Genomic DNA, 12776 nt, shown 5'->3' on the forward strand with positions numbered 1-12776 from the left:
AAATGGAACTTTAGTCCCGTTAAACAACTTTTGACAAAAAAACTAGTCTATTTTATACCTTTTCAAAACCTCTTTAAGCACTTTTTTGTTTATCTCTGTTTTGTCGTTTGTGTAGATATTTTTCTCTAATATCTCTATAACTCTCTTTACCTCTGCATCTTCTTTGTATGCCATCAGTTTTGTCAAAAGCTCTTTTGGCTCTTTGATGGAGCTTTTTTTGGCTTTTTTTAGCTGTGGTAATTTTTTTAGCATCATAAGTGCCGCGCCGACTACAAGCCCCGCAAAGAAGACGAAAAAGAGTGTAACGGTGTCACTTCTCTCTTTTGAAGTCGGCGTTAAAGTCTCCTCTTGAAGCTCTTCTCCTTTTTTGATAGTAAGCTCCTCTTTTGGCTTTTGGTTTTTTACCTTAATAGCAATCTCGTTTGTCGTGATGGTTTTTATCTCTTTGGTGTTTATATCAAAATAGGTAAGTTTCAATGGCGGTATCGTAAAGTCATGTTCGGCTACAAAAGTCAGTTTTTGGGAGAGTTTTTTACCCTCTATGGCTATTTTTTCATCAAATACCGCCACATTTGGGATGTGTGATTTGAAACTCTTTATATCTTCGAGATTGCCGTTGCCGCTTACTATAACAGTTGCATCAACTGCCTCGTTGGCATTGACCTCTGCTTTGTCCAAAGAGATAGTGATGGTAAAATCTCCGACCAAAGACACGCCTGCGGGAAGCGGTTTTACGCTCAAATCAAGCTCATTTGAGAAGTGGTTTTTCCATCTTATGGTTGGAATCCATCCGCCCCAGCCATCTATTTTGGTATCTCTTGAAGCTATCTGTATCTTGGCTCTGCCAATCTTTTGCACACCGACCCTTTGAGGAAGAAGCGTATAGACGACTTTTGTAACGGTGTAGCTATCCTCTTGATACTTTTGTGGCTTGCTCTCTTCTCGCACCCAAAAACCATCCATGGATGGCGGTGTGAACTTGCTGTCTATGGCATCGGAGCCGTTTTTTTGCTTAAAAAGAAGTGTGAGTTCAAACGCTTCGCCAATGTAAAGCTCTTTTTTATCGCTCTGTAACAAAAGCATAAAGTTTGCATCTTTGGTTTGGCTTGGAGCTTTTACGCTAATCTCTATCTCTTTTGTGCGCTCTTTTTTGCCGTCTATCTCAACTTCAAAACTCTCTATTTTGCAGTTTTTTTGCGGGGCAAATTTGTAGCTTAGAGTGTAGTTTTTACTCACTGCACCGTTGATGATTTGCATATTTGTCTGTGAAGAGGTTGAGAGTACATCACTTTGGCAGATGGTTGTAATCTCTGGTCGCTTCACGCTCTCGCCAGTGATGTGCAAAGAGTAGGTAACAAGCTCGCCCTCTTCAACGCTCTGCGTATCAACGCTTGCACTCACTCCTGCAAAGAGTATCTGTGCTGTTGTAAAAAATAGGAGTAAAATTTTTATCATAACTATCCCTTTACCACGGTTTTTCATCCATGGATTTTTGCGTTTTTTCATCGCTGAGTTTGTACATATAACTGCTTACATTTTTGCCCAGCATCTCTATCCATTTGCGCTCTTCTGCTTCACTCATGCCCTTTTCATCTTGGGCTTTTGCCTCGTCTGCATCACTGTTTTGCTCTTGCTTATCATCTTTTTTTGTATCAGTGGCTTTTTTTTCCTCATTTTTGGCTTTTGGCTCTTTGGCATCTTCTTGTTTTTGTTTGCCTTGGCTCTCTTTTTGCTCTTTAGAATCATCTGCTTGGTTGGACTTTTTTTGCTCATCTTTGCTCTGTGAACTCTTCTCTTTATCTTGTTTTTGTTCATCCTCTTTTGAGCTTTGTTCCTCTTGTTTTTGTTCATCTTTTTGCTGTTGCTTTTGAAGAGCTTTTTTGACAGATTCAAGGTTTTCTTGTGTCTCTTTCTCCTCTTTTATCTTCAAAGACTCCTCATAAGAGGTTATGGCTTTTTGCAAGTCGCCGCTCTTTGCGTAAGCGTTTCCGAGGTTGGAGAGGTTTTTGGCTCTTGACTCATCATCTTCAAATGCCGCTTTTTTGTATGCCTCTGCCGCCTCTTTGTAGTTGCCATTTTTGTAGTAGGCGTTGGCTGTGTTGTAGTAGCTTTGCGGGTTTTGGCTCTTTGTGGCGTGGGCTTCATAGAGTTGTGCGGCTTTGTCAAATTCGCCGCTCTCATAAGCTTTTTTAGCCTCTTGAAGCTTCATAAAATCAAACATTCCCGCATCCGCATCTTGATGAAAACTGAGAAAAAAGAGTGCGACAAAGAGCGATTTTGCTCCTCTGCCAAAAGAGCTTGTAGCGAGAAGCAAAAAGAGCATCGCCATGCCCAGAGGGTAGTAAAATAGAGGTTTTGTTCTCTCTATCTCTTGGCTTTTAAGCTCTTTTTTTTCGTCTTGGTGCACCATCTCTCCAAACATCGTCTTGATATCTTCAAAAGAGGTTGTTTGTTCTATATAAACACCGCCTGTTTTTGTGGCAAGCGTGGCGATATGCTCATTTAGTTTTGTAAAAATCATCTCGCCGTTGTGTTGCAAAAATGTCCCGTCATGAAGCCTAACGGGTGCGCCTTTTTTTGTACCCATGCCTAAGACAAAAACTCTTATGCCATGCTTCTTGGCAAATGCTATCTCCTGTGAAAAGTCATCTTTGTCTCCGCCGTCACTCAACAGAAGCACAATCTTTCTCTCATGCTCTTTTTGGCTCTTTTGCACAACATCTAAAAGTGCCAAAAAGTCTGTTCCTTTTTCTGTTATGGAGGAGCTGTCAAGCTGACGCAACAAAAAAGCAACTGCCGCTGTATCGAAACTAAGCGGCGAGACAAGGTAGGACTCTTTTGCAAAAGCAACAATACCTATGCGTTCACTCTTTGCCTCCTCCAAAAGAGTGAGTGCTTTTTGTTTGGCTGCTTCAAGGCGGTTTGGGTACGCATCTTGTGCGAGCATAGAGTCGGAAATATCAAGTGCGATAGTTATATCCGTACTCTTTGCCTTGATTTCGACCTTTCCATCTTTGATAATAGGCTGTGCAAGGGCTATGATGGTAAAAAACCCGACAAGCAAAAAGAGTGCATTTCTGGCTTTGAGCGTGAGTGTGTTTGCGCTGACACGGAGCTTCTCCATCACCTCTTTGGAAAAAAACTCTGCTTGTTGCTCCTTTTGAGTAAGTAAAAGCCCAAAGAGCAAAAAGAGCGGCGGCAACATGTAGTAGAGAAACTCAGGATGCAAAAAGGTCATGCGTAACCTCTTTTGTTTTTGAGGTAAACATAAAGCATCAAAGAGAGGAGTGCGATAAAGAGAGGAAACTGATAGTAGTAGTGTGTGAGCGTAAAACTCTCGCCCTTAATCTCGGACTTCTCAAGCTCATCTATCTTTTTATACACCTCTTGAAGTTGCTTTGCACTTGAAGCTCCAAATGCCACGCCGCCGCTCTCATTTGCTATTTTTAAGAGGACTTCCCTGTTATACTCATGCGGCATTCCTATGCCTATGGGATAGACTTTAATCCCCTCTTTTTTTACCATATCAAGCGCAATCTCAAGCGGTACCCTGTCAATTTCGGGTGTGCTGTGTCCATCGGTGAGCAAAATCGCTATCTTTGTTTTTGATTTGCCCATCTTCAAAAGATTGACGCCTTGGGCAAGAGAGGTGTTGAGCGCGGTGTATTTTCCTGCCATGCCGATAGAGAGCTGTGAGAGAATTTTGTTCAAAATATCTGCATCATAGGTAAGCGGCGAGGCGATAAAAGCGTAAGAGCCAAAGACAACAAGCCCCATGTTATCGCTTTTCCTCTTGCCTATAAAATCGCCCACTATCTCCTGCACCGCATCAAAACGTGTTAAATGCCCGTTTTTTGCATCAAATCCTCCCTCTTTCATCGATTCGGACGCATCAAGAATGAGCGCAATCTCAACGCCGTCTTTTGGCGTAATCTCATAAGGCTCTTCTTTGATGGGCGACATCAGTGCAAAAACCATCATCACAATGCCTAGCCATTTGAGAAAGAAGAGGAGTTTTGAAGCGGCTATGGTATTTTTGAGAAACTCTTTTGTATGCGGAAAATAGAGCGATGTTGCACGCTCTTTGCAAAAAAAGGCGCAAAGTGCAAAGAGAAAAAGAAGCAAAAAGAGGAACTCAAACTCAAAAGAGAGTCCATCAAACATCAATCATCCCCTTGTAAAGCTCTATATAACCAAGCGTCTCGCCATCAAATGGTGCAACGCTCTTTTTGTACTTATAAACTTCCAGCCTGCTTATGAGATTTTGGTACATCTCTTGATGTCTGGGACTATCATCCCTAAATGTTGCGCCGTAAAGCGTGATGGCATATGCCGAACTTTTGGCATCACTCAAATCAAGCGTGTGCAAAAGCCTAAAATGCTCTTTTTTGAGGTTGAACCTGTTGCGCTTTTTGTACCAAACATAGATGAGATATCCAAACCCAAAAAGCACAAGAAGCGCAAAAAAAGCACTCCCCAAAAGATAATAAATGGAGTACTCCTGCACATCAACTATGGTTTTTATATCATGAAGCGGGATGTCAAAACTCTGCTCTTGCGCCATTATCGCCCCTCAAAAAGTCTGCGGAGTGCCACGGCGGCACTTGCGTCTGTATATACTTTTGTAAAACGAATACCGTCACTTCTTAGTTTTTCAAAAAGAGCATGGTCATGCGCTGCCACTTTTTGTGCATAGGCCTTGATGCTTGAAGCGTTAAAATCCCCCTCCAAAGTCGCTCCGCTTTGCGGGTCAAGGAGTGAAGCAAAGCCCATCTCAGGCGGATTTTCTTCAAGTCTGTCTCGTACGATGACACACACTACCTCATGTTTTCTTGCCAAAAGTCTGAAGTTTGGTATCTCAAAAAAATCGCCAATCATCAAAATAAGAGATTTTCTTTTTAGCCGCCCAAAAAGAGTGTCGGCTAGCAGTTTAAAGTCAAGCTGCGCTCCAAGCGCATCAAACTCCAAAATATCTTGAACACTTTTTTGCACCATAAAAAGCTTTTTTGTAGGTTTTTCATGCGCTACCATCTTGTCCGTAAAGATGTAGGAACTCAGCAAATCGCCGTTTTTAAGCGTCGAGTAGCCCAAAAGTGCGGCAACCTCGGCGATACTCTCTTGCTTAAACTTTTGAGAGCCAAAATGGACACTTCCGTTTAAGATAGAGACCAAAACGACATTTAGCTCCCGCTCCTCACGAAATATCTTTATAAAGGGTTTTTGCATCTTAGCCGTGATGTTCCAGTCGATATGGCGGATGTCATCTCCCGCCATGTACTCACGGAGTTCGATAAAGTCATACCCCTCGCCGTGAAAGATGGATGGGTTGTTGCCGACCATTTCGCTAAAGACCTGCCGTCTTGCACGAACCAAGATTTTTTGAAGTTTGCTCATGCGCTAATGCCCGATCTAGGGAATCGCAACGGTTTGAAGCACTTTTTGGATAATCGCATCCGTTGTCACGCCCTCAGCCTCTGCCTCGTAAGTTAAGACGATGCGGTGACGCATAAGCTCTTTTGCTATATAAGCGACGTCCACAGGTGTTACAAAATCTTTGCCTCTCATAAACGCCATCGCTTTTACCGCCTTGAACATATCGATACTCACACGTGGAGATGCCCCAAACTGGATGTACTCTTTAATCTCATCAAGTCCATACTCACTCGGATAACGAGTAGCATTGACAAGTTCTATCATGTACTCCTCAACCTGCGCATCGACGTGAACATTTTTTACCGCCGCTTTTAACGCTTCCAAATCTTCATGCGTCACAACAGCCACAATCTCTTCAAAGTTGCCGCTTGAGATGCGTCTTGCTATCTCAAGCTCCTCTTTTTTTGTATTGTAATCAACAATGAGTTTGAGCATAAATCTATCTAACTGCGCCTCAGGAAGCTGGTAAACGCCCTCTTGTTCCACAGGATTTTGTGTCGCCATAACGAAAAACGGTGGAGAGAGTTTAAAGGTGGTATCGCCAAGCGTTACCTGTTTTTCTTGCATAACTTCAAGAAGTGCCGATTGGACTTTTGCGGGAGAACGGTTTATCTCGTCTGCCAAAAGAAGGTTCGTAAAAATAGGACCTTTTTTGATTTTAAAACTGTTGGTCTGCGGGTCATAAATCTCCGCACCGAGTATGTCGGAAGGAAGCAAGTCGGGAGTAAACTGCGCACGCTTAAAATCAAGTCCCAAACTCTTTGCAAGTGCATTGACCGTCGTTGTTTTTGCAAGCCCCGGAACACCCTCGATGAGTATATGCCCCTCACACAAAAGCGCAATAAGAAGAGCATCAATCATCTTCTCCTGCCCCACAACTACTTTGGAAACCTCTTTTTTAATCAACTCTATTTTAGAAATCATAAATATTTTGTCCTTTTACATATAAAATGAAGTATAACAAAAAGGGATAAATGTTAAGCAAAAGACTAAAATTCAAGCCCTAAAACCTTGCCAATTCCCTCTTTTTGTATCATCTCGCCAAACTTTATGGCAACGCTCTGTTTGGCTATCTCGTATCCTTGCGTTGACTGCCCTGTGATGTTGAGCTTATTGCCTGCGATTGTGCTGTTTTTACTATCTTTTACGCTTATCTCTATAGCAGAACGGGTGAGCGTGAAGCCGTAGGAAGAGGCTCTTTGGATGTCGGAGCGGATGATGATTTTAAAATGTGTCTTGGCACTGCTGTTGTCAATTTGAACTTTTTTCGCATTTAGTGCCTCACGGATGGGTGCTTGAAGGTTTTGAGAGCTCTCGTCCGTCTCTATCTCAAAACTGATAGAAGCAAGAAGTGCGGCGTAACTGTTTTTGATTTTTTGAATCTTTTGGATGAAACTATCACCTTGAAAACTGCTCTGCAAAACGTTCATGACGACAAGCGTATTTGGAACATCCTCTAGCTCTTGGAGCAGTTTTTTGTAGATAGTAATCTGCTCTAGTGCATGGTGTAGATGGAGCGAGCCTATCTGGGCATCGGCTAATGCGAACTTTTGCTCAAGTTCACTCTTAAGGCTCTCAAAAAGTCTCTTTTTATCTGAGGCGATGAGAACGATATGTTTTCGAAAACCAAGCTCTTGTGCCTCTACAACCTCATAATTGCTTATGCGGATTTTTTTGACATCGCTTTGTATCTCGCTAAGAGTAGTTTGTTGGTGTGTGTTATACGTTCCTTCTTCTACAAACTTTTTAGAGCTAAATTTGGACTCTATGGAGACGCTAAGTGTGGATGCCATCATGCTAAGAGCGTTTGTTATCGCTATCTCTTTACTCTCTCCATCGCCAAGAGCATAGAGCTTTGTCTGCGTAGTAAGTGGCGGGTTTGTGTACCATGACGGAAGCGCTTTTTTCTGCATAAGAGGTACCTCTTGCTTTGCAGTGCAACCCGCAAAAACAACCATTACCGCCAATAAAAGAAAAAAGAAACCTCTTCTCATTGCTTTAGCTGCTCCATCGCTTTTTTATGGCTTTGGATTAAATCATCGATTCTAAAATGAGCTGCATTGATCTCCTCTACAGGCTCTATGGCTAGCGCGTCAGCTCTTTTATAGTAGTTTTGCGCCTCTCCATAAACACCTTGTGCCTCTTTGACAACCCCTAGATTGTAAAAAGCGACATAACTTTGCTGCTCTGTTGCGTCAACAAGCTCCGTTAAAAGCTCTTCTGCCTTATCGAGTCTATTTTGTTCGATAAACTCTAACGCCAGCTCCAAAAGTTTCTCTTCTCTAGCATCATACTTCGTATCAGGGTCATCTAAAAGAGCTACTCTCATGTTGACGTAATGCGGTGTTAACTTAAAGATAAAATGCTCCGCTATGCGCTCTGCTAGCATCTGTCCCGCTGCATCAACTGTTGGGATAAAATGAGTATCGTCATCACAGTGCGTCCATATTGTAGATGCTGGAATACTCGCTGCATAGATAACATCTCCTTGTGCAACATCAACCATGCGAACTTCCGCTGCGAGCTGTACGTCACGTTTCGTGCACCCAACAAGATACTCCCTCATTCTTTCACATCTTTTATCCACACATCGCAAACGCTTCTCGTAGTAGTAGCTATCTCTTGCGCTCACATTTGAAACACTTCCTGAAACAATCGCTTGAGCACCTATGAGGTTACCTACTGCTATGGCTTTTTGAACTTCTATCAAGCCACTGCTTTGGAGTTTTTGTTCAGCGATAATCTCATCAAAATCTTTTCTGCTCACAACCGTAAAGTACTGTTTGTTATCGATGGTTTTCTCGTACAGTTTTGTCTCGATTTTGCTAGAAACATCAAATTCATCATTTTCAAAGTAAGCTACACTCACTTTTTTTGTCGTTGCCGCACGGTCAATCTCTGCGGGTTGCAGTGCTTTGATGGTTACATGTTGCGTACATCCACTCAAAAAGATGCCAAAGACAAAAGCAAAAACTACCCACAAAACCATCTGTTTCATAATGCTACACCACCCGTTTTTTTACTAGTCGCATTATATAATTTTTGTGTACGTTTTTTCGCATCTGCTAGCGATGTTACCATGTCTTGCTCTATCTCTTTTATGAGTGGTTCATACCTTGTGGCATCCTCAACCACCAAAAGAACCATCAGCGCATCAAGTGATTTGACATCTTTTACCTTTTGCAAAAAAGTATCACTCGGTTTTGTTTGCACAGATTTTTTTCTCTTGATTTTTCCGACTAAAAAACCTGCAACAAACGTAAGCACATAGTAAAGATAGGCGCTATCAAAAACAAACTCCTTCTTTTGAACTACGTCAAGAAGCTCCTCTTTGGCAAAACCGCCCTCCACTTTTACATCTACTGCATCTATGACAAGCTTCTCTAACTTTTTTGTTTTAAGACTAAAGTACTCTATCTCTTGCTTTGGTATGCTAAAGCTCTTCTCTCCCACAAAAGCAAACTTCTGACTCCAAACTCCACTCTGCGCCTCTTTGGTTAGTTTTTGATTTAAAACCACATCCTCTGCAAAAATCTTGACACCCTCTATCTCAAACCTAAGCGGTTCAAGAGCTTCAAAGTTTCCATCGCCTTGAATCTTTATCTCCAAATGGTAAGGCTCATACGCCTTGACTAAAGGCTCTCTCTTTTTGACATCAAGTGCAAAATCCCCCACCAGAGCACTCGGCGTCTCCTCGATGAAAAGTTTAAAAACTTCCTGCTTCACAACTGTTTTTTTCGTATCCTCTTTTTTGACATTATCACGTCCGATAACCATCTCTTCGATAGACTCTCTACTTGTAAGCTTCATCAACGCCTCAAAAGCTATCTCTATCTCGCCTCCCTCTTTTGCAAAAAGAAGAAACTCATACGAACTTATCTTTTTGCCATCAACGATACTCTCATTTACATGCAAGCTCTTCACACGAAACTTCTCATATTCGCCGCTTGGGTTAAACTCGATGCTATAAAGCTCCGCACGGTCGCTAAATGCACATGTGTAGTGAACATAAATCGGCTCATTGACATACGCTTTTTGCTTTTGTATCTGCGCACTCCACTCATACGTCGTTGCAAAAAGCTCTGCTGAAACAAAGAGCATCAAAAGAAAAAAGACTCTACCAAGGTTTTTTTTCATCGACTCCCCTTTTGTTGATAAGCTCGTACTGTTTGGAGCTTAGTTTTGCTTTGCCACCTTCAAGATTGACTCCATTTTGCATCTCTGTTTTTTTACCGCTATCATCTGCGCCACTACTGCTTTGTGCGCTTACTTGCATGTTTGAACCGCCCCCCTCTTTTGCTTTTTTGTTGCTTTGCTCTTTTTTGGCAAGTGAAGATTTGTCTTTGCTCTGCTGTTTTCCGCTTGTCATCTCTTTTTTCTCGCCCACCTCACGAATAAACTCCAGATTTTCATCCGCTTCCTTTGAGTAAAGAAGCGTTAAAGACTTCACATACGCTTCCCTTGCCCTCTCAAACTCTTGTAGCCGCACAAGCGCATTGCCTATGTTGTAAAAAACGATTGACTTTACCTCTGCATCCCCAGACTTCACCATCTCAAAGTTTTGCATCGCCTTCTCATACTCGCCGCTTCTGTATAACTCCACCGCTTTGTTGAAAAACTCCATATTCTCATTTGCACTCGCATGCACTCCAAAGAGAAGCAAAAACGCTACAACAAACCTCTTAAGCGTCGTCACGCTCACTAAAAACGAGAGTATTGCCAAAGCCACAAAATAGCTAAAAAGCTCAAGATTACGCATAATCGTTGTCTGGCTTTTATGCTCTTTTTTACCTTGTGACGCCAGCGCATCAAGCAGTTCATCAAAATCTTTTGTATAAACCCCGCCCGTCGCATCCGCTATCTCTTTTACCGCACTATTTTCACGGCTGACCACGATAGCACCAAGCTCGTCTTTCATAAGCGTACCATCCTCTAGTCCTAGCGTTCCACCCATAGTTGTGGCTGTCATAAAGATGTTCACAACAAGGTTGTTCTCTCTTGCAAAATGCGCCTCAGCCTCATAACCCAGCTCATCCGCCCCGTCACTAAAAAGCACAACGGTAGCCTTTTTGGATGCGGACATCTTGCGTGCAAGCTTGAGTGCAGACATGACATCGCTTCCCTGTGTAATGATAAACTTCTCATCCAAAGAGCCAAAAAGATGCAACAAAAGCTCTCTATCTTCTGTAAGAGGAGAGAGAACCACGGCATTCGTGGTAAATCCAAGCACCCCAAATCTGCTCTTTTGCCCTGCATTTACGAGCTTTGTTAGCATCTCTTTGGCGAACTCAAGACGTGTAGGCTCCAAATCAGAAGCGTGCATGGAGTATGAGAGATCCACTCCGAGGATAACATCGCTTAAAAGCTGTTCAGATTTCAGAGGCTCTTGCTCTATAACAGGTCTGCAAAGTGCCAAAACAACAAAAAGAAAACTAAGCATATACCCATAAGAGGCAACCCTTAGCTCTTTAAAGTTTACTTTGAGAAAGAGCGGCAGCAAAAGAAGCAAAAGCCAGAGAAATTGAGGATACAGAAATTTCATTTTTGCACCCCTTTGTAGAGTAAAAAGAGCAGAAGTGCCGCCACGCCGAGCAAAAACATCCAGTAAAAATACTCTTTTTGCAGATACTCCCTGCTTTTTATCTTTGAAGATTCAAGCGTATCAATCTTCTCATAAACAGACTTTAGCTCTTTTGCGGAAGTTGCACTAAAGTACTCTCCGCCGCTCTGCTTTGCTATCTCTTGTAGCAGCGCTTCATCCGCCTCTCCCTTATTTCCCATCCCAATAGTATAGATTTTTATCTCATGCTCCTGCGCTATTTTGAGAGCATCTTTTGGCGAGATACTGCCGCTGTTATGCTCACCGTCGGTTAAGAGGATGATGATTTTCGTTTTGGCTTTGGAGTGTTTAAAGGCTCTCACGCTCACGCCAATCCCCTCGCCTATGGCTGTATTTTGCCCTGCCATGCCATGTGTGAGGTATCCAAGCATCTCCACAACCATCCCTTTTTCATAGGTAATGGGCGAAGCGATAAAAGCAAAATCTCCAAAAAAAACAACCCCAAGGTTGTCCATCTCCCTCTTTTGGATAAACTCCGAGGCGATAACCTGCGCAATCTCAAAACGACTAAGCCGCTCCCCTTTGCTCACCTCATTTTCAAAATCAAACCCAGAAGCATTCATAGAACCACTGCCATCAAGTGCCAAGACGATATCTTTTCCCACACGATTATGCGGGTCAAGAGTGTCAACAACGATGGGAGAAGCAAGAGCAGCACACAAAAGTAGAAATATAGCCGCTTTAACAATCCATTCAAGTTTCAAAAGATTTTTTTTAGTAGAAAAAAAGTGCAGATGCACAAAATAGCGGCTCTTTAACTGTTCCCTGCATTTATACATACAGTAAAGAAGCGGGAAAAAAAGTAAAAAGAGGTACGGATACTCAAAGCTAAAAAAACTCATCTCTCTAAATCAACCCGCCCATAAGCCCAAAAGAGATAACGACAAGAAGCACAGAGACCATCTTGCGTATAAACTCTATAGAGACTTTTTTTAACACTCTGTTCCCGACAAGCGTCCCAAAAAAAGCTGCACCAATGGCAATCGCCACCATACTCCACTCTATAGTGACATCAAGCAAAAAACTCTCTTTATAAAGCATCATCCTCGCACCATCAACCATTACAGCAAGCACAACGCCCGTTGCAACAAACTGCTCCTTTGTCAAACCCGCTTTTAGCAAAAACATACTTCTAAATGCACCCTGATTTCCAGATAACCCGCCAAAAAAACCGCTAAGCACTCCGCCAAGAGGAAGCCATTTTTTATCTAACGCCGCTTTTGCAAAAAAAGGCAGAGACTCAAGCACAACAAAAAAGAGTATCAAAACTCCAATACTAAGCTTAATCGGGGTAATAAAAAAGCCTTTATTGAAAAGTGTATACTCATAAATCGGCTTCATGTCAGACAAAAAACCCAGCAGATATGCGCCTAAAAAAGCAAAGAGAACCGCAAGCACTCCAAAGTAAAGCAAAACTTTTTTATCTGCATCTTTTGCTACTAAAAAAAACTTGAGTATATTATTTGCAAAATGGACTACCGCTGTTATGGCAATCGCTATGGCAGGCGGAAAAAAAAGAGCTACGACAGGCATAAGCAAAGTACCTAGCCCAAAACCGCTAAAAAAGGTTAAAAGTGCCGCAAAAAACGATGCCGATGCTATTACAACAACTTCCACACTGCCTCTTTTTTGATAAATTTGTCACATTTTAACTTATTAAAAATAAATTTGTTTAAAAAAATTCGCTTTTGTAAAATATTTTTAAAATTTTACGATTCAAAAT

12 protein-coding genes are annotated in these 12776 nt (G+C 42.1%); all 12 read right to left on the reverse strand.

Translation table 11 applies throughout. The annotated features are described in order from the left end of the window. Positions 1-42: 42 nt before the first annotated feature. The 12 genes from AC6H4V_RS08910 to AC6H4V_RS08965 all read right to left on the reverse strand — a co-directional run bounded on the left by AC6H4V_RS08910 (position 43) and on the right by AC6H4V_RS08965 (position 12670). On the reverse strand, positions 43-1506 hold the full coding sequence (locus AC6H4V_RS08910; protein WP_497606553.1) for a BatD family protein: 1464 nt from the start codon (positions 1504-1506) through the stop codon (positions 43-45). After that, positions 1466-3238 carry a VWA domain-containing protein gene (locus AC6H4V_RS08915; RefSeq protein ID WP_497606554.1) on the reverse strand — a complete coding sequence of 591 codons (1773 nt, stop codon included), beginning with the start codon at positions 3236-3238 and terminating at the stop codon, positions 1466-1468. The genes AC6H4V_RS08910 and AC6H4V_RS08915 overlap by 41 nt, the downstream gene beginning before the upstream one ends. Next, the gene (locus AC6H4V_RS08920) at positions 3235-4164 is read right to left on the reverse strand and encodes a vWA domain-containing protein (protein ID WP_497606555.1); all 930 of its coding nucleotides are present in this window, start codon (positions 4162-4164) and stop codon (positions 3235-3237) included. The genes AC6H4V_RS08915 and AC6H4V_RS08920 overlap by 4 nt, the downstream gene beginning before the upstream one ends. After that, complete coding sequence (locus tag AC6H4V_RS08925) at positions 4157-4564, reverse strand: hypothetical protein (protein ID WP_497606556.1); 408 nt, start codon at positions 4562-4564, stop codon at positions 4157-4159. The genes AC6H4V_RS08920 and AC6H4V_RS08925 overlap by 8 nt, the downstream gene beginning before the upstream one ends. Further along, entirely contained in the window at positions 4564-5394 is an 831-nt protein-coding gene (locus tag AC6H4V_RS08930; protein WP_497606557.1) for a DUF58 domain-containing protein, read from the reverse strand. Before AC6H4V_RS08930 ends, AC6H4V_RS08925 begins: the two co-directional genes overlap by 1 nt. Before the next feature lie 15 nt (positions 5395-5409). Beyond that, positions 5410-6357 carry an AAA family ATPase gene (locus AC6H4V_RS08935; RefSeq protein ID WP_497606558.1) on the reverse strand — a complete coding sequence of 316 codons (948 nt, stop codon included), beginning with the start codon at positions 6355-6357 and terminating at the stop codon, positions 5410-5412. Positions 6358-6422: 65 nt separating this feature from the next. Continuing rightward, positions 6423-7427, reverse strand: coding sequence for an LPP20 family lipoprotein (locus AC6H4V_RS08940; protein ID WP_497606559.1), 1005 nt, complete (start codon positions 7425-7427; stop codon positions 6423-6425). Beyond that, the gene (locus AC6H4V_RS08945) at positions 7424-8431 is read right to left on the reverse strand and encodes a CsgG/HfaB family protein (protein ID WP_428729469.1); all 1008 of its coding nucleotides are present in this window, start codon (positions 8429-8431) and stop codon (positions 7424-7426) included. The genes AC6H4V_RS08940 and AC6H4V_RS08945 overlap by 4 nt, the downstream gene beginning before the upstream one ends. Further along, positions 8428-9570: a hypothetical protein gene (locus AC6H4V_RS08950; RefSeq protein WP_497606560.1), complete on the reverse strand. Its 1143-nt coding sequence runs from the start codon at positions 9568-9570 to the stop codon at positions 8428-8430. The genes AC6H4V_RS08945 and AC6H4V_RS08950 overlap by 4 nt, the downstream gene beginning before the upstream one ends. Next, complete coding sequence (locus AC6H4V_RS08955; RefSeq protein ID WP_497606561.1) at positions 9551-10975, reverse strand: vWA domain-containing protein; 1425 nt, start codon at positions 10973-10975, stop codon at positions 9551-9553. Before AC6H4V_RS08955 ends, AC6H4V_RS08950 begins: the two co-directional genes overlap by 20 nt. After that, the gene (locus AC6H4V_RS08960; protein ID WP_497606562.1) at positions 10972-11895 is read right to left on the reverse strand and encodes a VWA domain-containing protein; all 924 of its coding nucleotides are present in this window, start codon (positions 11893-11895) and stop codon (positions 10972-10974) included. The genes AC6H4V_RS08955 and AC6H4V_RS08960 overlap by 4 nt, the downstream gene beginning before the upstream one ends. A gap of 4 nt (positions 11896-11899) precedes the next feature. Beyond that, the gene (locus AC6H4V_RS08965; RefSeq protein ID WP_497606563.1) at positions 11900-12670 is read right to left on the reverse strand and encodes a sulfite exporter TauE/SafE family protein; all 771 of its coding nucleotides are present in this window, start codon (positions 12668-12670) and stop codon (positions 11900-11902) included. Between the last annotated feature and the right edge of the window lie 106 nt (positions 12671-12776).

The organism is Sulfurimonas lacustris (assembly GCF_059705355.1).

Excerpts from the sequence above, each read along its gene's own strand:
- AC6H4V_RS08910 (WP_497606553.1), bottom strand. The coding sequence starts at position 1,506 with ATGAAAAAACGCAAAAATCCATGGATGAAAAACCGTGGTAAAGGGATA.
- AC6H4V_RS08915 (WP_497606554.1), bottom strand. The coding sequence starts at position 3,238 with ATGACCTTTTTGCATCCTGAGTTTCTCTACTACATGTTGCCGCCGCTC.
- AC6H4V_RS08920 (WP_497606555.1), bottom strand. The coding sequence starts at position 4,164 with ATGTTTGATGGACTCTCTTTTGAGTTTGAGTTCCTCTTTTTGCTTCTT.
- AC6H4V_RS08925 (WP_497606556.1), bottom strand. The coding sequence starts at position 4,564 with ATGGCGCAAGAGCAGAGTTTTGACATCCCGCTTCATGATATAAAAACC.
- AC6H4V_RS08930 (WP_497606557.1), bottom strand. The coding sequence starts at position 5,394 with ATGAGCAAACTTCAAAAAATCTTGGTTCGTGCAAGACGGCAGGTCTTT.
- AC6H4V_RS08935 (WP_497606558.1), bottom strand. The coding sequence starts at position 6,357 with ATGATTTCTAAAATAGAGTTGATTAAAAAAGAGGTTTCCAAAGTAGTT.
- AC6H4V_RS08940 (WP_497606559.1), bottom strand. The coding sequence starts at position 7,427 with ATGAGAAGAGGTTTCTTTTTTCTTTTATTGGCGGTAATGGTTGTTTTT.
- AC6H4V_RS08945 (WP_428729469.1), bottom strand. The coding sequence starts at position 8,431 with ATGAAACAGATGGTTTTGTGGGTAGTTTTTGCTTTTGTCTTTGGCATC.
- AC6H4V_RS08950 (WP_497606560.1), bottom strand. The coding sequence starts at position 9,570 with ATGAAAAAAAACCTTGGTAGAGTCTTTTTTCTTTTGATGCTCTTTGTT.
- AC6H4V_RS08955 (WP_497606561.1), bottom strand. The coding sequence starts at position 10,975 with ATGAAATTTCTGTATCCTCAATTTCTCTGGCTTTTGCTTCTTTTGCTG.
- AC6H4V_RS08960 (WP_497606562.1), bottom strand. The coding sequence starts at position 11,895 with ATGAGTTTTTTTAGCTTTGAGTATCCGTACCTCTTTTTACTTTTTTTC.